The organism is Chryseobacterium sp. S0630 (assembly GCF_024158915.1).
Lineage (GTDB): Bacteria > Bacteroidota > Bacteroidia > Flavobacteriales > Weeksellaceae > Chryseobacterium.
Genome location: NZ_JAMZGF010000013.1, coordinates 39,712 through 60,534, shown reverse-complemented (window position 1 = coordinate 60,534; position 20,823 = coordinate 39,712). Strand labels below are relative to the sequence as shown.

Annotated in this window: 18 protein-coding genes, 1 pseudogene and 1 riboswitch; of the genes and pseudogenes, 11 read left to right on the top strand and 8 right to left on the bottom strand. The window is 36.0% G+C overall.

The genetic code is table 11. The features are described 5' to 3' along the window. The first annotated feature begins 9 nt into the window (after window positions 1-9). From NK356_RS08390 to NK356_RS08375, 4 genes are all read left to right on the top strand, one after another. Window positions 10-615 carry a TetR/AcrR family transcriptional regulator gene (locus NK356_RS08390; protein WP_253316697.1) on the top strand — a complete coding sequence of 202 codons (606 nt, stop codon included), beginning with the start codon at window positions 10-12 and terminating at the stop codon, window positions 613-615. Window positions 616-687: 72 nt separating this feature from the next. Next, the gene (locus NK356_RS08385) at window positions 688-1,881 is read left to right on the top strand and encodes an efflux RND transporter periplasmic adaptor subunit (RefSeq protein WP_253316696.1); all 1,194 of its coding nucleotides are present in this window, start codon (window positions 688-690) and stop codon (window positions 1,879-1,881) included. Between the two features lie 9 nt (window positions 1,882-1,890). Continuing rightward, window positions 1,891-5,073 (top strand): efflux RND transporter permease subunit, encoded by a 3,183-nt coding sequence (locus NK356_RS08380; RefSeq protein WP_253316695.1) that lies wholly within the window; start codon window positions 1,891-1,893, stop codon window positions 5,071-5,073. Window positions 5,074-5,080: 7 nt separating this feature from the next. Beyond that, window positions 5,081-6,490, top strand: a complete 1,410-nt coding sequence (locus NK356_RS08375; protein ID WP_253316694.1) for a TolC family protein — start codon at window positions 5,081-5,083, stop codon at window positions 6,488-6,490. A 159-nt stretch (window positions 6,491-6,649) separates the two neighbouring features. On the opposite strand, the gene NK356_RS08370 is transcribed toward NK356_RS08375, so the two are convergent. The 7 genes and pseudogenes from NK356_RS08370 to NK356_RS08340 form a co-directional block, all read right to left on the bottom strand. Then, the gene (locus NK356_RS08370; RefSeq protein WP_253316724.1) at window positions 6,650-6,736 is read right to left on the bottom strand and encodes a hypothetical protein; all 87 of its coding nucleotides are present in this window, start codon (window positions 6,734-6,736) and stop codon (window positions 6,650-6,652) included. Window positions 6,737-6,905: 169 nt separating this feature from the next. Then, window positions 6,906-7,978, bottom strand: a pseudogene (locus NK356_RS08365) (IS1182 family transposase); the annotation flags it as partial. A 118-nt stretch (window positions 7,979-8,096) separates the two neighbouring features. After that, on the bottom strand, window positions 8,097-8,564 hold the full coding sequence (locus NK356_RS08360) for a nucleoside deaminase (protein WP_253316693.1): 468 nt from the start codon (window positions 8,562-8,564) through the stop codon (window positions 8,097-8,099). A 9-nt stretch (window positions 8,565-8,573) separates the two neighbouring features. Beyond that, window positions 8,574-9,461 carry an AraC family transcriptional regulator gene (locus tag NK356_RS08355; RefSeq protein WP_253316692.1) on the bottom strand — a complete coding sequence of 296 codons (888 nt, stop codon included), beginning with the start codon at window positions 9,459-9,461 and terminating at the stop codon, window positions 8,574-8,576. A 219-nt stretch (window positions 9,462-9,680) separates the two neighbouring features. Next, the gene (locus tag NK356_RS08350; RefSeq protein WP_253316691.1) at window positions 9,681-10,046 is read right to left on the bottom strand and encodes a DsrE family protein; all 366 of its coding nucleotides are present in this window, start codon (window positions 10,044-10,046) and stop codon (window positions 9,681-9,683) included. Between the two features lie 206 nt (window positions 10,047-10,252). Beyond that, complete coding sequence (locus tag NK356_RS08345; protein WP_253316690.1) at window positions 10,253-11,338, bottom strand: NADH:flavin oxidoreductase; 1,086 nt, start codon at window positions 11,336-11,338, stop codon at window positions 10,253-10,255. A gap of 753 nt (window positions 11,339-12,091) precedes the next feature. Further along, on the bottom strand, window positions 12,092-12,238 hold the full coding sequence (locus tag NK356_RS08340) for a hypothetical protein (RefSeq protein WP_165835290.1): 147 nt from the start codon (window positions 12,236-12,238) through the stop codon (window positions 12,092-12,094). A gap of 445 nt (window positions 12,239-12,683) precedes the next feature. Between NK356_RS08340 and NK356_RS08335 the strand changes: the two genes are divergently transcribed. From NK356_RS08335 to NK356_RS08310, 6 genes are all read left to right on the top strand, one after another. After that, the gene (locus NK356_RS08335; RefSeq protein WP_253316689.1) at window positions 12,684-13,544 is read left to right on the top strand and encodes an alpha/beta fold hydrolase; all 861 of its coding nucleotides are present in this window, start codon (window positions 12,684-12,686) and stop codon (window positions 13,542-13,544) included. A gap of 7 nt (window positions 13,545-13,551) precedes the next feature. Then, a complete protein-coding gene (locus NK356_RS08330; RefSeq protein ID WP_034698608.1) occupies window positions 13,552-13,920 on the top strand; it encodes a VOC family protein in 369 nt (122 codons plus the stop codon). Window positions 13,921-14,025: 105 nt separating this feature from the next. Next, window positions 14,026-14,568, top strand: a complete 543-nt coding sequence (locus tag NK356_RS08325) for a hypothetical protein (protein WP_034698606.1) — start codon at window positions 14,026-14,028, stop codon at window positions 14,566-14,568. A 217-nt stretch (window positions 14,569-14,785) separates the two neighbouring features. Beyond that, entirely contained in the window at window positions 14,786-15,526 is a 741-nt protein-coding gene (locus NK356_RS08320; RefSeq protein WP_034698604.1) for a hypothetical protein, read from the top strand. Between the two features lie 68 nt (window positions 15,527-15,594). Continuing rightward, window positions 15,595-16,617 (top strand): sensor histidine kinase, encoded by a 1,023-nt coding sequence (locus NK356_RS08315; protein ID WP_253316688.1) that lies wholly within the window; start codon window positions 15,595-15,597, stop codon window positions 16,615-16,617. Window positions 16,618-16,620: 3 nt separating this feature from the next. Continuing rightward, a complete protein-coding gene (locus NK356_RS08310) occupies window positions 16,621-17,388 on the top strand; it encodes a LytTR family DNA-binding domain-containing protein (RefSeq protein ID WP_253316687.1) in 768 nt (255 codons plus the stop codon). 23 nt (window positions 17,389-17,411) lie between these two features. On the opposite strand, the gene NK356_RS08305 is transcribed toward NK356_RS08310, so the two are convergent. Continuing rightward, complete coding sequence (locus NK356_RS08305; RefSeq protein WP_034698598.1) at window positions 17,412-17,873, bottom strand: Lrp/AsnC family transcriptional regulator; 462 nt, start codon at window positions 17,871-17,873, stop codon at window positions 17,412-17,414. A 195-nt stretch (window positions 17,874-18,068) separates the two neighbouring features. Then, window positions 18,069-18,255: riboswitch (cobalamin riboswitch) on the top strand. Between the two features lie 179 nt (window positions 18,256-18,434). Here NK356_RS08305 and metE point away from each other — a divergent pair. Continuing rightward, window positions 18,435-20,738, top strand: a complete 2,304-nt coding sequence (metE, locus tag NK356_RS08300) for a 5-methyltetrahydropteroyltriglutamate--homocysteine S-methyltransferase (protein WP_253316686.1) — start codon at window positions 18,435-18,437, stop codon at window positions 20,736-20,738. Window positions 20,739-20,823: the final 85 nt, after the last annotated feature.

Genomic DNA, 20,823 nt, shown 5'->3' with positions numbered 1-20,823 from the left:
TCAATAAAAATGGGAAGTAAAGAAAGAATTCAGCGCTTTAAAGATGATTCCAGAGAAAAGATTCTGGCAGCAGCTTTAAATATTGCCAAAAATGAAGGCTGGCAAGCATTAAGTATGCGGAAAATTGCAGATCAGATTGAATACACAGCACCTTTTATTTACGAATATTTTGTCAACAAAGAAGCTATTTTGTTTGCATTAACCAAAAGAGGATATGCCATCCTAACAAAAGTAATCATTGAAGCTCGAAATAAAAATGAAAATGCAGAGGATAAACTCGAGGCAATGTGGATCGCCTATTGGGATTTCGCTTTTACGCATAAGGAATTGTATCGGTTGATGTACGGTGTTGATATGGTCTGTTTCACAAGCGAATGTGCAATGCCGGAGGTTGAAAATTTGTACGATATTTTGAGTGATATCATTAAACTTTATTTTAATGAGAAAGATGTTTCAGAAGAACGGGTCCGCATAAAATATTACACCTATTGGTCTATGATTCATGGCTTAATCTCTATTAATTTAATTCATCTGAACGGAAGAATCAGTTATGACCTCAACAGGCAGATTCTACGAGATGCTATTCAAAGTATTACAAAATCGATTAAAAAATAAAAAATTTTGTCCGAAAACTTAACACTGTTAGGTAATTAAACCACAATAAAAAACATTACAAATTTAAATTTTATGAATGCAATTCATCATTTTAGTCCATCAGACATTATTAAGAAATTTAATAGTGCGAGACATTTTTTGATTGTAGTTTTTACGGCTGCAATTCTTGTAAGCTGTGAAAATAAATCAGAGAAAACAACAGCAGATGCACCACCAAATGTTCCGGTGGGAAGCGTTTCAGAGAGCTCAGAAACTACCTTTGTAGAATATCCGGCTTCAGTCCAGGGTTCGGTTGATGTAGAAATCCGTCCACAGGTAAGCGGATATATCCAGAGAGTTTTAGTCAACGAAGGGGCTTACGTTTCTGCGGGTCAGACTTTGTTTCAAATTAATTCCCAGCCCTTTATTGAAGCTTTAAATAATGCCAAAGCTAATCTTCACGCATCTGAGGCAGCTATTTTAAATGCCAAATTGGAAATCGACAAATTAACACCATTGGTTCAAAATAAAGTGGTTGCAGATTTTCAATTGAAAACAGCCAAAACAGCTTACAAAATTGCACAGGCTAACGCAGAACAGGCCAGAGCAAGCGTTGCTTCAGCACAGATTAATTTAGGATATACGAATGTAAAGGCGCCGGTGAGTGGATATATCGGTTTGATTCCTAAAAAACAGGGAAGTCTGGTTTCTCCAGCAGACCAGGAAGCTTTAACGCAGCTTTCAGATATCAGAGATGTGCATGTTTACTTTGCTTTGGCTGAAAAAGATTTTACTGTTTTCAATACGAATTACGAAGGAAAAACTCCCGCTGAAAGAATCAAAAACCTACCGTTTGTTGAATTGGTATTAAGTGATAATTCAGTCTATCCTATCAAAGGTAAAGTTGATATGATAAACGGTCAGTTTGATAAAAACACCGGTGCCATTACTTTCAGAGCAAGTTTTCCGAATCCGAACGGAAACTTACGCTCAGGAAATACGGGTAAACTTCGTTTAGGATTGAATCATAATAATGCCATTCTGGTTCCGCAATCTGCAACTGTGGAAATGCAGGATAAAGTCTTTGTTTTTTTGGTCGATAAAAGTAACAAAGTTACCAAAACACCTCTTGATGTTGTCGGAAAAAGCGGGACAAATTATCTTATTAAACAAGGCTTAAATCAGGGTGACCAAATTGTATTGAGCGGTCTCGACAGATTACAGGAAGGCCAAGTCATTAATCCACAGAAAACAACACGTATTGCTCAATTAAATAATAAAAAATAAGTTTTAAAAATGTTCAAAATATTTATAAAAAGACCTGTTTTGGCAACTGTTATTTCCGTCATAATGGTGATAATGGGAGTCATAAGTCTTATAAAACTACCGGTACAGCAATTTCCGGATATTGCACCTCCTTCTGTAATGGTCAGTGCCCTATATCCTGGAGCCAACGCGGAAACCGTTCTCCGTTCAGTTGCTCCTTCATTGGAAGAATCGATTAATGGTGTAGAGGATATGACTTATATGAGCTCTACGGCAAGTAATGACGGGACGCTATCAATCTCTGTTTATTTTAAACTCGGAACAGATCCCGATCAAGCCGCGATCAATGTACAAAATCGTGTCTCACAGGCGTTGAGTCGTTTGCCGGCTGAAGTGGTTCAACAGGGAATCACCACTTCAAAACAACACGTGACCTTTATGATGGGGATTGGTTTATATACTGAAGATGAATCTAAATACGACCAGACTTTCGTAGGAAATTACGCTGAAATTAATATTCTTCCAGAACTTAAACGTATTCCGGGTGTCGGTTCTGCAAGTTTATATGGTGGACAAAAAGATTACTCAATGAGAGTCTGGTTAAATCCTTCCAAAATGAGTAGTTACAAAGTATCGACGAGCGAAGTGATGAAGGCGATTCAGGATAAAAGTCTTGAGGCTGCACCGGGAAAATTTGGACAGCACAGTAAAGAGGTTTTCGAATATGTGATTAAATATAAAGGAAAATTGACAAAACCTGACCAATATGAGAATATTGTCATAAGATCAAATTCCGATGGGTCTGTCCTTCGTTTGAAAGATGTAGCGAAAGTAGAGTTGGGCTCTTTTTCCTATAATAGTTTAACACGATTAAGTGGTAAAAAAGGAGTTGTTCTTGGTATTTTACAATTGTCGGGAGCCAATTCAAACGAGACACAGATTGCCATAAAAGAAGCAATGGATAAAGCTTCGAAAAGTTTTCCAAAAGGTATAAAACACGAGATTTTCTTTAGTACAAAAAGAGCTTTAGACCAATCCATCGACCAGGTAAAAAGTACTTTGATCGAAGCTTTTATCCTGGTGTTTATTGTTGTGTATCTGTTTTTGCAGGATTTCAGGTCAACGTTGATTCCGGCGATTGCCGTACCTGTTGCGCTTTTAGGAACGTTTTTCTTTATGCAGCTGTTCGGTTTTTCCATTAATTTATTAACCTTATTTGCTCTGATTTTAGCTATCGGAATTGTTGTGGATGATGCCATTGTCGTCGTCGAAGCCGTTCACGCTAAAATGGAACACGAAAATTTGAAACCTAAAAAAGCGACACACGCAGCAATGCATGAGATTTCAGGAGCAATCATCTCGATTACTTTGGTGATGGCTGCTGTTTTCCTCCCGGTTGGTTCTATGGAAGGATCTACAGGTCTTTTCTATCGTCAGTTTGCCTTTACAATGGCGATTGCGATTGTCATTTCAGCCATTAATGCATTAACATTAAGTCCTGCATTGGCGGCTTTGTTTTTAAAAGGTGTTCATCCTGTTCAGAATGAAGAACATAAAGCTCTTGCCAAAAAGAGTTTTAAAGAAAAATTCTTTATCGGATTTAACAGCAGTTTTAATGCTCTGACCAAACGTTATGTAGGTGGATTGAAGTTTTTAATTCGTCATAAATGGTTAAGTTTAGGAGGTTTAGCTTTGATCTCATTAGCCACTGTTTTAATGGTAAGATCAATACCTTCCGGATTTATTCCTACAGAAGATCAGAATTTTGTTGCCATTGCAGTCAATACACCATCTGGAACTACATTAGATGGTACCCAAAAAGTGATGAAAGTTGCCGAAACAAAAATGAAAGCCTTGGAAGCCACCCGATTTGTAACGGCTATTTCAGGGTTCGATGCTCTTACCAACTCAATGAGCCCCACAAAAGGGATTATTTATGTTCAATTAAAAGCGAATAAAGAACGTGGTGATTTCAAAAACATCGATAAATTGATGGATGAGATCCGCAGTCAACTGGGAACGATCAACGGCGGAAATTTCTTTGTTTTCAGTTTTCCGACGGTTCCGGGTTTCAGTAACGTGGAAGCATTAGATATCGTTTTACAGGACAAAAGTGGAGGAAATCTGGATAAATTCAGCGGTATTTCTCAGGAGTTTATTAAAGAATTAATCAAACGCCCTGAAATTGAAGTCGCATTTACAAGTTTCAATGCAGATTACCCTCAGTTACAACTGGATATTGACGACGATAAAGCAGACCAGTTGGGCGTAAGTGTAAAAGATATTCTGGAAACAATGCAGGTTTATTTTGGAAGCGCACAGGCTTCAGATTTCAACCGTTTCGGTAAATATTACAGAGTGGTTGTCCAGGCCGATGTTCAGGACCGAGCCGATCCATCTGCAATCGACAGGGTTTTTGTGAAAAACAAAAATGGAGAGATGGTTCCGATTAATACTTTAGTGAAATTAAGCAGGATATATGGCTCCGAAACTGTTTCAAGATATAATATGTTTAATTCAATTTCTGTCAATGCGATTCCGAAAGCGGGTTACAGCTCCGGTGCAGCTATTAATGCAGTGAAGGAAGTTGCGGAGAAACAATTACCAACAGGTTACAGCTACGAATTTTCGGGTCAGACAAGAGAAGAAATTGCTTCCGGCGGACAATCGACCATTATTTTTATTCTGTGTATGGTGTTTGTGTATTTCCTTTTGGCAGCACAATATGAAAGCTATATTCTTCCTTTAGCAGTAATGCTTTCCATTCCTGTTGGGGTTTTCGGAGTATTTGCGGCGATTGGTTTAACGGGAATTGCCAACAGCATTTACATTCAGGTTGCGTTGGTGATGTTGATTGGATTATTGGCTAAAAATGCTATTCTGATTGTAGAATTTGCCGTACAGAAAAGAAAAGCAGGAAAATCTTTAACTGAAGCCGCGATCGAAGCCGCAAAACTAAGACTTCGACCGATTATTATGACCTCACTGGCTTTTGTTGTGGGTTTAATTCCCATGATGTATGCGACAGGTCCATCGGCTCAGGGGAACCATTCCATCAGTATTGGAGCTGCTGGGGGAATGATTTCGGGAGTAGTTTTAGGATTGTTGATTATTCCTGTGTTATTTGTTGTTTTCCGTTTTTTACAGGAAAAATTATCTCAAAATTCTCAGGAAGATGAATATGATGATGTGGTTGAAGAACCTGTTAAATAAAAATTATATGAAACGATTTAATTTAATTATAATATTGAAAATGTGTGCATTCCTCGTTGGATGCGCCGTTTCAAAAGATATTTCATTGCCTGATGTGGCACCGAAATCATTCAGAACAGATGCTGTTCAGCAAGACTCAGTAAATATTGGTTCTGTTCCGTTTAAAGATTTTATTAAAGATGAAACGGTTCAAAATCTGATTGATACCGCTTTGATAAAAAATCATGATATGCAGATTGCTTTGAAAAATATTGATGCTGCAGAATTATTGTACAAACAGTCTAAATTAGGCAATTTACCGGAAGTAAAAGCGTTAGTTTCTGCCAGTTCAAACCGACCCTCTGATAACAGTATGAACGGTTTTACTTTAAGCCAGTTTATGGGAACCAATCATATTGAGGATTACAATGCAGGAGTTGGTGTACTCTGGGAAGCTGATATTTGGGGTAAAATCAGAAATAGAAAAGCAGGTGCTTTAGCAAGTTTTCTACAAACTGAAGAAGCAAAAAAGGCAATCCAGACAAGATTAGTAGCGAATATTGCACAAGGTTATTATAACCTGTTGATGCTTGATGAGCAGTTGGAGATTGCCAAAAAGAATTTAGAACTTAATGAAAACACATTGAAAATTGTCAATTTACAGTTTAATTCCGGCCAGGTGACTTCTTTGGCAGTTCAGCAGACTCAGGCTCAAAAACTGAATGCAGAAAAGCTTATCCCAAAACTAGAACAGCAAATTACTTTACAGGAAAATGCGTTAAGTGTTTTAATTGGAACTTTACCAAAGGCTATAAATAGAAAGAGCAGTTTGGACAAAATGATAATTCCGGAAAATTTAAATACAGGTTTTCCATCACAAATGCTAAGCTTCAGACCTGACATTAAAAGTGCAGAATTTGCCTTAAATGTTGCTAATGCAAAAGTCGGAATTGCTACAGCGAATTTATATCCTTCGCTGACAATTTCCGCAAGTGGAGGAATCAACTCTTTTAAGGCAAGCAATTGGTTTAATATTCCTGCATCACTATTTGGAATGGTTGCGGGTGGAATTACGCAGCCGATTTTTCAAAGAGGTGAGTTGAAGACTAATGTTGAACTGGCAAAAATCGATAGAGAAAAAGTAGTGATCCATTTCCGTCAAGCTGTTTTGAATGCAGTTGGAGAAGTTTCAGATGAATTGATAAAAATTGAAAAGCTGAAGGAAGAATATTCAATTGCTGAAAAACGTGTTCAGACATTACAACAAGCTTCAAAAAATGCTGAGTTATTATTTAAAAGTGGAATGGCAAATTACCTAGAAGTCATCACGGCACAAGGTAATTTGTTGCAAGGTGAATTAGACTTAGCAACGATTAAAACCTTACAGTTGAATGCTATTGTCGGACTGTACCGTTCATTAGGCGGTGGCTGGAAATAGTTTTTAGTTTACTGAATTATTGATTTATATTTTACAAAGAAAGAGGCTGTCTCAAAAGGGCAGTCTCTTTTCGTGTTGAGTTGAAAAAAAAGATTTTTCAGGTTTTGTATTTTAAAAATTTTGAAAAATGAAGCTAAAAAAGTCAAAAAATAGTTTGTTTTAGGCTGCTTTTGACATTTTCTTTAAGTTGTGAGCAATGGCTAGTATGCCGATTTCTACCTCGACCTTATTTTTTCCTCGAAGCATGAATCGTTTAAAATTTTGTTGTGTTTGAGTTCCGCAAAACAGGTTCAACATCATGACATCTTTGTTTTCGAAGTTTTATGCCTTTCCTGGTGTTGAGAAGTTTGAAAGCCTTTTCTCTAATTTTTGCCAGTTTGGGATTGCTTTGGGAGGTGGTTATTTGTCCGGATTTTTGGTTTTTTCTAAAGTAATTGTATTTAACATAAGCCTTTATTTTCTTAGATTTTAACAAGTTATAATTTTCTTCAGAACCATAACCTACATCATCCACAAGTTCTTTTGGGACTTTATGGTAATTTTCTTCAAAGCCTTGTAAATGAGATTATAACGTTTTAGTGTCTGTAGGATTTGGGTGTATGGAATAATGTAAGATAAATTGCCTGTTGGTAGAAATTTGTAGATTATAAGCAGGTTTAAGCTGTCCGTTGCGCATATGATCTTCCTTCATCCTCATAAATGTAGCCTCTGTATCTGTCTTGGAATAAGAATTGCTGCCCTGTAATACTTCTTGCTGCTGTTTGTATTTTTCTAAATTAACTGCCCAGTTTTTCTTAGCATAATTGAGTTTTTGGCGGATTTTAGAAGCTGCTTTTTATCTTTCAAAACCTCATTAATCTTTTCGATGGTTTGGGTTACTTTTTCAGAATCCACCTTTTTAAAATCAGCAGATTCCGTATTTTGAAGTTCATCTTTTGCAACTCCTTCTGTATAATTCCAAAGCTCTTCCAGTTGCTCAGCAATCCTTTCTTTATGTTTTTTTACAGCCCTTCCCCAAACAAAAGTATAGCGATTGGCATTGGCTTCTATCTTGGTACCGTCCACAAAAGTGGTTTCCAGACTCACCAAACCTTCCTTTTCCAAAAGCAAAACGATTTGGGTGAAAATGGCTTTAATTTCACCTTTCAATCGTTCACTACGAAATCTGTTCAAGGTATTATGATCGGGACGACTCATTGCTGAAAGCCACATAAAATGGATGTTTTCTTTCAAGGCCTGTTCCATTTTCCGGCTTGAATAGATATTACTTAAGTATCCGTAAATCAAAACTTTCAAAAGCATTTTCGGGTGGTAGCACGAGGTGCCACCAGGTTTGTAGGTTTTGATTAAACTGTTAATATCCAAGCCATCAATAATGTTTGAAACAATTTTTACAAGATGCTTCTCATCAATCAACTCTGATAAATTGGGAGGAAAAAGCAAATTTTCTTTGGGATTGTAATCTTTAAAGACTACCTTTGATTTTATTGACACAAAGCAAATTAGTCAATTTGCTACAATTAGGAAAGCGAAAGCTTTCCTTTTTGCATAAAAAAGGCTGTCCCACTTTTGAGACAGCCCCTTTTGCTTTTTATCTACGTTAAATTTATTTTTGCTTAGACAGATATTCTGCAAATTTTTCATTCAAAATCTCACAATCCTTCTGTAAAATTCCCGATTCAATTTCAGGTTTATTTCCCCATTTCGGAACATTTTCAGTCTCAAGGATTTTAAACTCAGAAGATTGTCCGCCAACCAAAGGAACAGAAACTCCAAAAACCAATTTTGAAATTTTATGATGTCTTATAAGATAAGAACACATAATACAGGGCTCGTGAGTAGAAAACATCACAGATTTCTCTAAAATATTTCTGTAACCATTTGCTAAAGAGTCTTTTACAGCTAAAATTTCTGCGTGCTGTGTAATATCTCCACTTGATTTTCCTGATTCAATCCCTCTGCCGATAATTTTATCTTCAAAAACCAATATAGAACCAACTGGCGGATTTCCTTTTTCCAAAGCCTGTTTTGCAAGTTCGATGCATTCAAGCATATAATGATTGTAATTGTCCATTTTTACATTTTAATTAGATTCTGCACCTCTGTTGAAACCAATTGTATTTCGGTAAATCTGAGGCGAAATATCCGTTTTATTTTTAAATAGCCGACTGAAATAATATTCGTCCTCATAACCCAATTCGTAGGCAATTTCTTTTATCGTTTTATCCGTAAGATATAATTCTCTTTTGGCTTCAATAATGATTCGTTCTGTAATCAAGTCAGAAAGCGTTTTATTAAAATGATTCTTCGTAATTCTTGCCAATGAAGCCGGGGTTTGATTCAGTAAATTCGCATAATCACTCGCTGAATGTTTCGTACGGAAATGATCTTCAATCGCGTTTTTAAGGTCCTGAATAATAAACTGTTGCTTAATATTTGTGGTTTCAGAATTTTGAACGGTTTGCTGCTCCAGTTTAATTCTGGTTGCCGTAACCAATAAAATTTTTAAGTAAGAAATCAAAACTTCATCCTTTCTGAAAGCATCGTTTTTAAGCTCATTGGCAATTCCGTTAATCAAATTTAAAATTGAACTTTTACTGAATTCATTCAAACCAATAAAAGGCTGTTGATAGACATTATTAAACAAAATTCCGTTCGCTGCAATTTCCTTGTGATGCCTGTAAATACAGAAAAAATCGTGATGAAACTGTATGGAAATTCCCATAATCGGTTTTGCAGACTGCAACATAAAAGGCTGATAGGGATAAAATGCAAACATCGTATTTTCTTTGAAATTATAATCACAAAGGTCCACAGTCGCAACGCCTTCTCCCGAAGTGATCAGGATTAAAGTAAAATAATTATTCCGCTGAATATGGTCAAAATAGCTGTTGTTATCAAACTCAAAAAGTTTGAAAGCCAGATTTCCGTTTTGCTCATTCACGAGCGTGTAGACAGATTGTGATAACATTGTACCTGCAATTTAATTATTATTTTTAAAAAATATCTCCAATTTTTTTGAGTTCGAACTCTGAGCACTTTTATAAGTCAGCGGCTTTGTGAAACTCAAAAGCAGTATTTATTATAAAATCTCTGTGAGCTTTGTGTTCAAATCCTATTGTAGTTAATTTATTTGTTTTTGAACCAAAACTGCCCTCCGAAAATTTCAAAGGGCAGTTTCCAAACAAGATTAGAAAATCAAAATATCGTAACCTTCATTTCTTAAATTTAAGTGACTCGGCAAACCAGGCGTTCCCGGAACCTCGTTTTCGTTCAATAACTCATATCCGGAAACTTCTGTTCCAAATACTGCCACACAACCTTTAGAAAGACCGTGAACGTAGTCCTTCACCTCATTGTAAAGTCCGTGAACAGGGTGATCTGCTTTTTCCAATTGTTCCGGCCATCTGATTCCCGTTCCCTGAAAAATAATTTTCACATCTTCACCTGCCTGCTTGAATTCGTAAGCCGAAGCCAAAGCATTGAACACTCTTCCCAAAGCTTCTTCCGAACCGGATTTTGGGTCAGAAAGAATAATAATTGCTGTTTTTTTCATTGTATAAAAATTTAATTTACACTGCAAAGATGTGGGAATAACGGTCGCTAAAGAATGGATGATTTTCACTTTGTGATGGAGATTTTTCAATGTTTAATTTCGTACTAACTAATGATAGATATTTTTAGAATTAAACTAAAAGATAAAGCGAACCCTAATGAAAAAAGTTCGCTTATTATGATTTTCAAATAAAAAGTTTAAGTCCTTTACGAACCAGGCTTCACAAAAGTTTGCCAACCTCTCATCGTTTCGATAAAACGCTCACTCAGCCCACCTTCACGAAGAAAATCAGCCGTCACAGGCAGTTTCGGACTATCATACATCGGATTCGCTTTTACCTGAAGCGGAAAATCTCTTTGAAGAATTCCGGCTCTTGCAATCAAAACAAAATCACAACCTTCATCCAGCAATTCTCCGGCTCTTTGGGCGCTCATTATTTTTCCGGCTGCACCAAGACGAACACCTTTTCGTGGAAGCTCTGTAAAAACGCTCAGCATAGTTTTCCCCTGAAAACTTCCTTCCCTTACAAGCTGCGCCGAATCCCAAAGTGCCAAATCAAGATAATCAATTAATTCCTTATCAAAAATTTCAGCAGTTATTTCACGTAATTCTTCCAAACGTAATCCATATCGCTCAATCGATAGACGCCATCCAATTTGAAAATCATTTCCACAAGCTTTTCGAATTCCTTCAATCACTTCAATGGTTATGCGGGCTCTATTTTCTACATTTCCTCCGTATTTATCAGTTCTATCATTTAGATTTGGTGAAAGAAATTCAGATAAAATCCAACCAAAAGCACCGTGAACAGAAACGCCATCAAAACCAGCCAACTGCGCTCTTCTTGCCGCTTCGATAAAGCTGTCCCTAATTCTTTCCACTTCTTCAGTAGAGATAGCTTTAATATCTTTTAGTGTTTTACTTGAAGCAGGAGCAGGAATTCCACCTAATGATGGTACAGCACGATGTCCGGCGTGATGCAACTGTACTGCAGATAATGCGCCACCTTCACGAATCGCTGTTGCCATTTTCGTCAATCCCGGTAAGTGTTTATCACTATGAATTCCTAACTGACGCTCGAATGCTATTGCTCCAGCTTCTACTGTTGATGCACTTGTTTGAATCAATCCGTAACCACTTTGTGCCAATTGTTCCATCCAGAATTGATCGTATTTGGAAGCTGTGCCATCAAAATCACTTTGCTGACTGGTCAACGGTGCCATCATAAAACGATTTCTCATCGGAGAACCGTGAAGAAATGTAAGAGGTTTAAATAAATCATAAACAGACATATTTAAAATAATTTTAGGTTTTACTTATCTATTTTGTCTGTTGCAAAGTTGGATTTTTACAAGATCCCTAAAAATGGATGATTTTGATTATTTGATGGATGTTTTTTAAGAGGTAACCTAAACACTCTAAAGTTGTTATTCTTTATGAAATTATCAATTTGAAATGATAAGCATATTATAGATTTACTTAGTTGTAAAATGAAGTCCAAATATTTATTTAGTTTGAGAAAGAATTTATTTTAAAAATTATTTTATTTTGCCATAAGCGCAACGGCTGTATCTTTTCAACTATCTTTCATTATGGATGTTTTTTTTAAACTGTATTTTTTGACGATATTTCAATATATATTGATTTTAGAAAGCTGTGCAAGTTTATTCAAATTCTCTACAAGATTTTTCGAAAAATGTACCGCTGATGCCTCCTTAAAGGATTTTGTAAATATTGTGAAAAAGTTTTATTTTTGTAAAGGATTAAATTACTAAAAAGTTAAGTTTGATAATAACTGAAACTGTGGCAGAATCATGGCAATAGTTATTTGCAAAGATGGAAATATTAGATGGAGTGCTGATTGTAGAATTTAGGTTCGAATCCCTCACTCTCCGCAAAGAAAACCTTAAATCAATTGATTTAAGGTTTTTTTATTTTTAGAGTATATTCAGACTTACATCAGTATAAATAAGAATGTACTATCTTAAAAATAAAAAGCCCTGCAATTAAAATCACAGGGTTTATTGTTGAGAATAGAGTCTTCTTTAACTTAGAATCTCACATGGTGCTATACAGATCACCCATGGGCATCTTTTGATTCCCGGAGGTGGGCAGCACGCTTCAGAACAGCTTACCGCTCCGCCATTAATACTCTTTAATTGGTCTCTTGAAATTTTTTTAGAATTTTTCATAGTCAAGTAATTGTATTAAACGTAAGATTAAGGCTGGTTTCCACCACCACATCCGTCGTAAGGCATACATTGCCACTTACCACCGATTAAACATAGCTGACCACCTCTGCAGTCAATTCCACCTTTAATTGTTTTCAATTCTTGTCTTTCGATTTTCTTTAAATTTTTCATAATAATTTTGAAGTTTAGTTCTATTCGAAATTAATCAAATTTTATCAACTATTGTAGAATTATTATAAAAATATTTATTTTTAATTGATTAATTGTATGATGTTTTGTATTTGTTTTATGAAATTGCGTAAAAATATTTTGTGGAGAAGGTTTTGAGATTCAGTTGTTTTTAAATTCATCTTATTTCAATAAAATCTTGTCTTGTGACAAGTCTGGTTTCAGGATGACTTGGTAATTTTGATTAAAAGTTTAATCCACCAAATCTGATAATATTATGAAAAATTTATTCAAATTCTCTGCATTATTGGTCCTAACTGTTTTTCTTACAGTATCTAAGGTATATGGACAAAAAATAAAACCTTCTGAAAGCGGCTATGCGCCTGCCAACGGAATCAAAGTGTATTATGAAGTTTATGGTAAAGGAAAGCCTATTGTGCTGCTACATGGCGCCTTTATGACCATTGATCTGAATTGGGGCGAGCTGATCCCGGAATTGTCTAAAAACAGAAAAGTAATAGCGATTGAATTACAGGGACACGGACATACTCCGTTTTCAGAACGGAAGTTATCCCATGCAACTTTAGCCAGTGATGTTACAAAGGTAATGGACTATCTGAAAATTGATAAAGCAGACGTTGCAGGATATAGTTTTGGAGGGGAAGTGGCTTATCAATTAGCGATACAAAGTCCGGAAAGGCTGAACAAACTGGTTATTATTTCGTCAACATATAAAACGAACGGCTGGCTGCCCGAAGTAAATAAAGCGCTTGAAGGAATGAAACCCGACCTCTTTACAAACAGTCCTATGCATACTGCCTATAATGCTGTTGCGCCAGATAAAACAAAATGGACGCCATTTCTGGAGCAGATGATGGCTTCTGCCGGACAACCTTTTGATCTTGGTGATAGTAATATTTCTAAAATTCCCGTACCGGTTTTAATCATAGCTGGTGATAATGATGGACTGGATAAAACAGAACTCTCAAAAACCTATAAACTATTAGGTGGTGATGTTTTTGCAGACATGGGAGCTATGCCGAAATCTCAATTGGCTATTGCTCCGGGACAAACTCACGTGAGTCTCATGATGCAGACAGCAATGATTCTGAACTATCTGAATAATTTTTTAAAATAGTTTGAGTATGAATCCAAAATTTGAAGCAGGAATTAATATCGCTATAAAAATTCCCAAAAATAAATATGAAAAAACAGTTGCCTTTTACAGAGAAATTTTAAAATTAGAAGTGGAGGAAAGGCCAATTAATAACCCTACTGTTTCCAGAACTCACGAAGTAAAATTCGGGAATAATATTATTTGGCTGGATTGTGTCGACAATTATACCCATTCCGAAACCTGGTTACAACTCACCGTCCCTGACGTAGAAACGGCAACAGAATACTTGCAGTTAAATGGGGTGGAAACCTGTGACGAGATTGAAGAACTTCCTGACAACATGCACTGGATTACTGATCCTGCTGGGACGGTGTTCAATTTGCAGCAAAAGAAGTAGAATCGGGAATTTTACAGATAAGGTTTCACCATAGAATTATATCACACAAATTGTGTAATTTTAATACCTTTAATCATCAAATTATTAAAATTTTAAAACATTCTCATGCAGACGAAACCATTCAATTTCATTGTAACTCTCTTTTTTCTGGCATTAAGTGTGACTGCATTTTCACAAAAAACAGCCGCTTTGAATTCTTTATTGGATAAAAATTCAGAATTTATCTTCCCACAGACACCCGATAAAATATCAAAAGCACTGAATGTAAAAACTGTTTTTTATGAAGATGCCAATGAAGAAAAATATGCAAAATGGCCAATGAAAACAGGGCTGGAGCTTTATTGCAGTTTGGGAAAAGATAATGCTGTCAATGAGATGTTTTTTGCAACTTCAGACAATAAATCTTTAGTGGTGGAAGGGCTTCCTTTTGGCCTTGTGCTGAATAAAAGTACATTACAGGATAGTAAAACCAAGTTCACTAAATACAATGCTAAAACACAAAAATTAGGAGCTGGCAGTGAATTTCCAGGTGGATCAAAACTGGTTTTTAAAAAAGGAAAACATTATGCAACATTGTTTTTTGACAGTAAAAACCTTTTGAAATCATTAGGCTTAACAACAGCGCTTATTGATCCGGCAGCCAATTAGTTGCTAAAAATTACCATTATATCACACCTGTCATTTTTTGATGGGTGTTTTTATTTACCGGATCAGGTACGAAAGAAGAAGGATATAAAAATACTCAATGATGAAAGTCCTTCATTCATTTCTTTATTTCCTTAGTTCATTGTTTTCTGATTGAATGGCAGACAGGGTTATCATAGCTTTGACCTATCAAAACAAAAACGATTAACAAGATAACAGTATGAACAGAGAACTCATTTTTTTAAGAACATTTGCCTTTACAGCAGTCATTGGAATTGTATTTTTAACTGCTTCAGCCTTTAAGACATCCGGAAATCAGAAGTTTACTGAAATAGATGTGGAAAGAATCAATATCGTAGAAAAAGATGGTACGGTAAAGATGGTTATTACTAATGTTGGAAAATTTCCTACCGGAGAAGATAAAATAAACGGAAGGCCGACTAATAAAACAAGGAAAAAACGGTCCGGTATGCTCTTTTTCAATGAAGAAGGAATCGAATGCGGAGGTTTTATCTATGACGGACAGAAAAATCAGAATGGCCACAGTTCAGGGTTATCTCTAACTTACGACCAGTATGATGGTGATCAGGTCATGCAGCTTTTGACCCAGGATTATAAGAAAGGTGACAAAAGAGTAGTGTCCAGCGGGCTTTATTTCAATGACCGTCCCTCAAAAGAATCACAAATCAAAACAGGAGAAATCTTTGCGGAGCTGGATCAGATGAAAGATCCTGACGCTGCACAGAAAAAATACAAAGAATATGAACAGCAGGGGCTTATTGGAGGAGCACCAAGAATGATGCTTGGGAAAACCAAAGATGAACATAACGGACTGTTTTTATTTGACAGCAAAGGAAAACCAAGAGCCAGATTCTGTGTAGATAAAAATAATGAAGCCAAACTTGATTTTTTAGATGATAACGGAAACGTTACCGCATCATTTCCTGAAAAGAAAAAATAATACTGTAAAAAACAGCCCTGTAAAAATATAGGGCTATTTTTGTAAAAAAGTGATCCTTCATAAAACCGATGAAAACCCTTTTAAAAAAGATTAATCAAAACAGATACTTCCTGCTGTTTATCCTTTTGTTTGCCTATGTACAGTCTATTCATACCCGTATTGGCATAAGAAGAACACTGGATTGGTATATTTTCACTCCGGAAGCGGCTGTTGTTACACTCATCAGTTCCTGTATTCTGTTTTTTGTCATTGATTTTTTCATTAAAAACTGGCAGAAATCATCAACGTTCAGTATAGCTGAAGTCCTGAAAATATTCAGTTTTTCATTGCTAACCTATCTTTTGGTGATGAAAATAATAGGCTTTGTGATTGCTCTTATTTTTGGAAAAGTTGAGAAAAATTTTAATCAGGAAGTTGTTATTCTTTCTACTTTTTCAGATTTGATAGGAGGCTTTATCTATGGAAGTTTTTTTCTGGCGTACCGTTACTACAAAAAAAATACAGAATATCAGAAACAACTGGCTCTATATGATCATGCCCTGTCTGAAAGTAAAATTAATCAACTGAAAACCCAGCTTAATCCTCATTTTTTATTCAATAATCTCAATATTCTGGATCAGTTAATAGAAGAAGACAAACACAAGGCTTCAGATTTTCTGAATGAATTTGCAGAAATATACCGCTATGTTTTAGATGTTTCCGATAAAAAAATAGTGTCCATGGAAGAAGAACTGGTTTTTGCACAGAAATATTTTAACCTGATACAATACAAATACGGAAATGCTTATTCATTAACAATCAATTCTGTTAAATCATCAGGTTATATCATCCCTCTTTCATTACAACTGTTACTTGAGAATGCGGTTCAACATAACCTTGGAACTGTTTCTAAACCTATCCGGATCACAATAAAAATAGACGAGACAATAACCGTTTCGAATAATGTAATCCCTAAACGGAACCGTAAAAAAACTTCAGGAAGAGGATTGAATAATCTTAAGGAACAATATCAACTTTTAACAGATCAGCAGGTAAACATTTTAAAAATTGAAACAGAATTTTCAGTTACCATTCCCATAATTCCAGTATAAAATATGATAAAAGTAGTAATCATCGAAGACGAAATTCCTGCAAGAAACAAATTAAAACGTTTCATAAGCGAACTTGAAACTCCTATTGAAATTGTTGCGGAAATTGATACCGTAGAACAGGCTATTGTTTTCTTAAAAAACTCATCTGTTGATCTGATCTTTTCCGATATTGAACTATTGGATGGAAATGCTTTTGAAATCTATGATCAGGTGAATATTTCGTGTCCGGTTATTTTCACTACAGCGTATGATCAGTTCTGGATGAATGCCTTTGAAAGCAACGGAATTGAATATCTGCTAAAGCCTTTTTCACAGAACCGTTTCCAAAAAGCATGGGATAAATTTCTTTTATTAGGAAAAACTCATTCAGAACCGCAAGATGTTTTGGCAAAACTTCAGGAAATGCTGAATAACAACCATACCCAGAAAAATTATAAGAAAAGATTCACTGTCAGTTCACACCAGGCACTTTATTTTATCAATACGGAAGAGATCTCTTTCTTTGGAGCAGAAGAAGGAGTTGTTTTTGCCTTTGATACAGCAGGAAAAAAACATCTGTTGAATGAATCTACTTTAAAAGAAATTGAAATGCAGTTGAATCCTTCTGATTTTTTCAGGATCAACCGGAGTGAGCTTATTCAGAAATGTCATATTGAAAGAATAGAGCGATACAATAAAAATACACTTTCCGTTCAGATAAAAGGGCAGAAAGATCATCTTATCACAAGCCAGAGCAATACTTCCACGTTCAGAAAATGGATTGAAGAATAAATGGGTTCTCCGGTTTTATACCGTTAAATAGTCAGCCCATGGTTATTTTTTACCTCAGCCATCACAAAAGTACTGTGCGTACTTCCTATGGAATCTACAGATCCAAGCTTATTGAATACAAAATCCTGATAATGCTTCATATCCCTTACCTGAACTTTCAGAAGGAAATCAAAATCTCCGGAAATATTGTAGCATTCGGCAACTTCTTCAATTTCCAGAATCTCTTTTACAAAATCATAGCCTACAGATCTGTCGTGAATTTTGAGTTTGATCTGGCAGAAAACCGTAAACCCACGATTCAGTTTTTCAGCATCAAGAACAGCTGCATATCTTTTAACAAAACCATCCTGTTCCAGTCTTTTTACCCTTTCAAAAACAGGTGAGGTGGATAGGTTGATTTCTTTTGCAAGTTCCTTAACGGTCAGTTTAGCATTTTTCTGGAGCAGCCTGAGCAGCTGTACATCCTTGTCATCGAGTTGTTCCACAGAATATTATTCTTTTAAATGATTAAAACAGTCAAATTTACAGAATTATATGCTTTGATTTTTGTTTTTAAAAGTTTAATTTACTTAATTATTTAATATTAATTGTATTTTTATTCTGTATTGCTAATTTTACACAAAATTAAAAACTTTTACTGATGGTAATTGTCAAAGGTAAAAGTACAGTTCTTTACAGATACTTCATCAAACAGGAAAGGTTTTACTTAAGGTAGATTAATAGGGAATCGTGTGCAAATCACGAGCTGTCGCGCAACTGTAAGTAACACACCAAAGGTTTCTGTCCTTGCAGATCCACTGCCAAAAGCGGGAAGGATGACGGAAACTGTTACAAGTCAGGAGACCTGCCTTTACTGAATTGACAATGCTTTCGCGGTCTGAAGCTTTGGGATCATACAGATGATATATCGGATTCGGGTATTTTCTTTTTTTAAAAGAAATTACGCTGTCTGCTATGTCATGACTTTCCTGAAACTTCTTCCGATAAAACATTACGAAGCCTTTTAAAGAACTTTCCCAATAAGTTTAATTAAAAAGTTTAAAAAAATGCAAACTCACATTCTTGGCTATCCGCGTATTGGTAGCAAAAGAGAACTTAAAAAAGCCTGTGAACAGTATTGGTCAGGTAAAATCCTTTTGGAAGAACTTCTGAATACCGGAAGAACGATCTGCAACCAAAACTGGAATATTCAGAAAGAAGCAGGAATAGACCTTATCCCGTGTAATGATTTTTCATACTATGACCAGGTTTTGGATATGAGCCTTGTAGTAGGAGCAATTCCAACACGTTATCATGAAGTGGTGCTTAAAAAGAACAATACTGAGTTGGATCTTTATTTTGCGATGGCAAGAGGATATCAGAAAGACGGATTGGACATTACCGCAATGGAAATGACCAAATGGTTCGATACCAACTATCACTATATCGTTCCGGAATTTTATAAAAATCAACAGTTTAAACTGAGCTCAGATAAAATTTTCAATGAATTTGCAGGAGCAAAACAAGCTGGAATCAATGCAAAACCGGTGATTATCGGACTGGTTTCTTATCTGTTATTAGGAAAAGAAAAAGAAGAAGGCTTCGATAAATTGGATCTGGCTGGAAATCTTCTTACTGTTTATACAGAGATTTTAACTAAACTTCAGGATCAGGGAGCAGAATGGATTCAGTTTGATGAACCTTTTCTGGCCTTGGATTTAACAGAAAAAGCCAAAGAAACGTATCTTTCTGTGTATGCCGAAATCAGAAAACGTTTCCCAAAACTGAAATTTATTGTAGCTACGTATTTTGACGGATTAAAAGATAACACATCACTTGCTGTTTCCCTTCCGGTGAATACATTGCATGTTGATCTGGTGAGAAATCCTGAACAACTTGATGAGGTTCTGAATGTTATTCCTGAAAGTTTAAGCCTTTCATTAGGAGTAATCGACGGTAGAAATATCTGGAAAAATTATTATGAGAAATCATTGTCATTCATCAGAAAAGCTGTTGAAAAATTAGGCTCTGAAAGAATTTTCATTGCACCATCATGTTCATTGCTTCATTCACCTTGTGACCTTGATTTTGAAACCAATCTTAATCCTGAAATTAAAAACTGGCTGGCTTTTGCTAAACAAAAAGTGACAGAAGTAGTAACCCTTAAAGAATTGGCATCCGGAACGGAAAATGAACAGATTCTTGAAGCATTCGAAGAAAATAAAAAAGCAATTGAAAGCAGAAGAACTTCTTCTCTTATCCATAATGATCAGGTAAAACAAAGAGCGAATGCCGTTACTGAAAAAGATGCTCAGAGAATAAATACCTTTAAAATCCGTAAAGAAGAACAGCAGGAAGTATTGCAGCTTCCTTTATTTCCAACCACCACCATCGGGTCATTCCCGCAAACCACAGAAGTAAGAAGCTGGAGAGCCAAATTCAAAAAAGGAGAGCTTACCGCAGAACAATATGACACCTTGTTGAAAGAAGAAACGCAGAGAACAATCCGCTGGCAGGAAGACATCGGAATTGATGTATTGGTTCACGGAGAATTTGAGCGCAATGACATGGTAGAATACTTCGGAGAACAGCTGGAAGGATTTGTATTCACTAAAAACGGTTGGGTACAAAGCTACGGAAGCCGTTGTGTGAAACCGCCTGTAATTTTTGGAGATGTTTCCCGCCCGACTCCGATGACTGTGTATTGGTCTGAATATGCACAATCCCAGACTGAAAAATGGGTAAAAGGAATGTTGACAGGTCCTGTTACGATTTTACAGTGGTCTTTTGTCCGTGATGATCAGCCTCGTTCAGAAACATGTAAGCAGATTGCTTTGGCGATTCGTGATGAAGTGGTGGATCTGGAAAAAGCAGGAATCAGAATTATTCAGATTGATGAACCTGCGATCAGAGAAGGACTTCCATTAAGAAAAACAGACTGGCAGAATTATCTGAAATGGGCTGTGGAAGCGTTCAGAATTTCAGCAAGTGGAGTAGAAGATGCCACTCAAATTCATACGCATATGTGTTATTCTGAGTTCAATGATATTATTGAAAACATTGCGGATATGGATGCTGACGTGATTACCATAGAATGTTCACGTTCTCAGATGGAACTGCTGAATGCTTTTGCAGATTTCAAATATCCGAATGAAATTGGTCCTGGAGTATACGATATTCACTCACCGAGAGTTCCGTCAAAAGAAGAAATGATTGAATTGTTGAGAAAGGCTCAGAATGTCATTCCTGCCCATCAGCTTTGGGTAAACCCTGATTGCGGACTGAAGACCAGACATTGGGAAGAAACTGAAAAAGCTTTAATCGCAATGGTTGCTGCTGCTAAAGAAGCTTCAGTAGAATATGCTGTTTAGAAAAATTTAAAATAATTAGATTCTATAATTCAGATCGTGTCATGAAAATCATGACGCGATCTGTTATTTTTAGTGGTTAAAATAA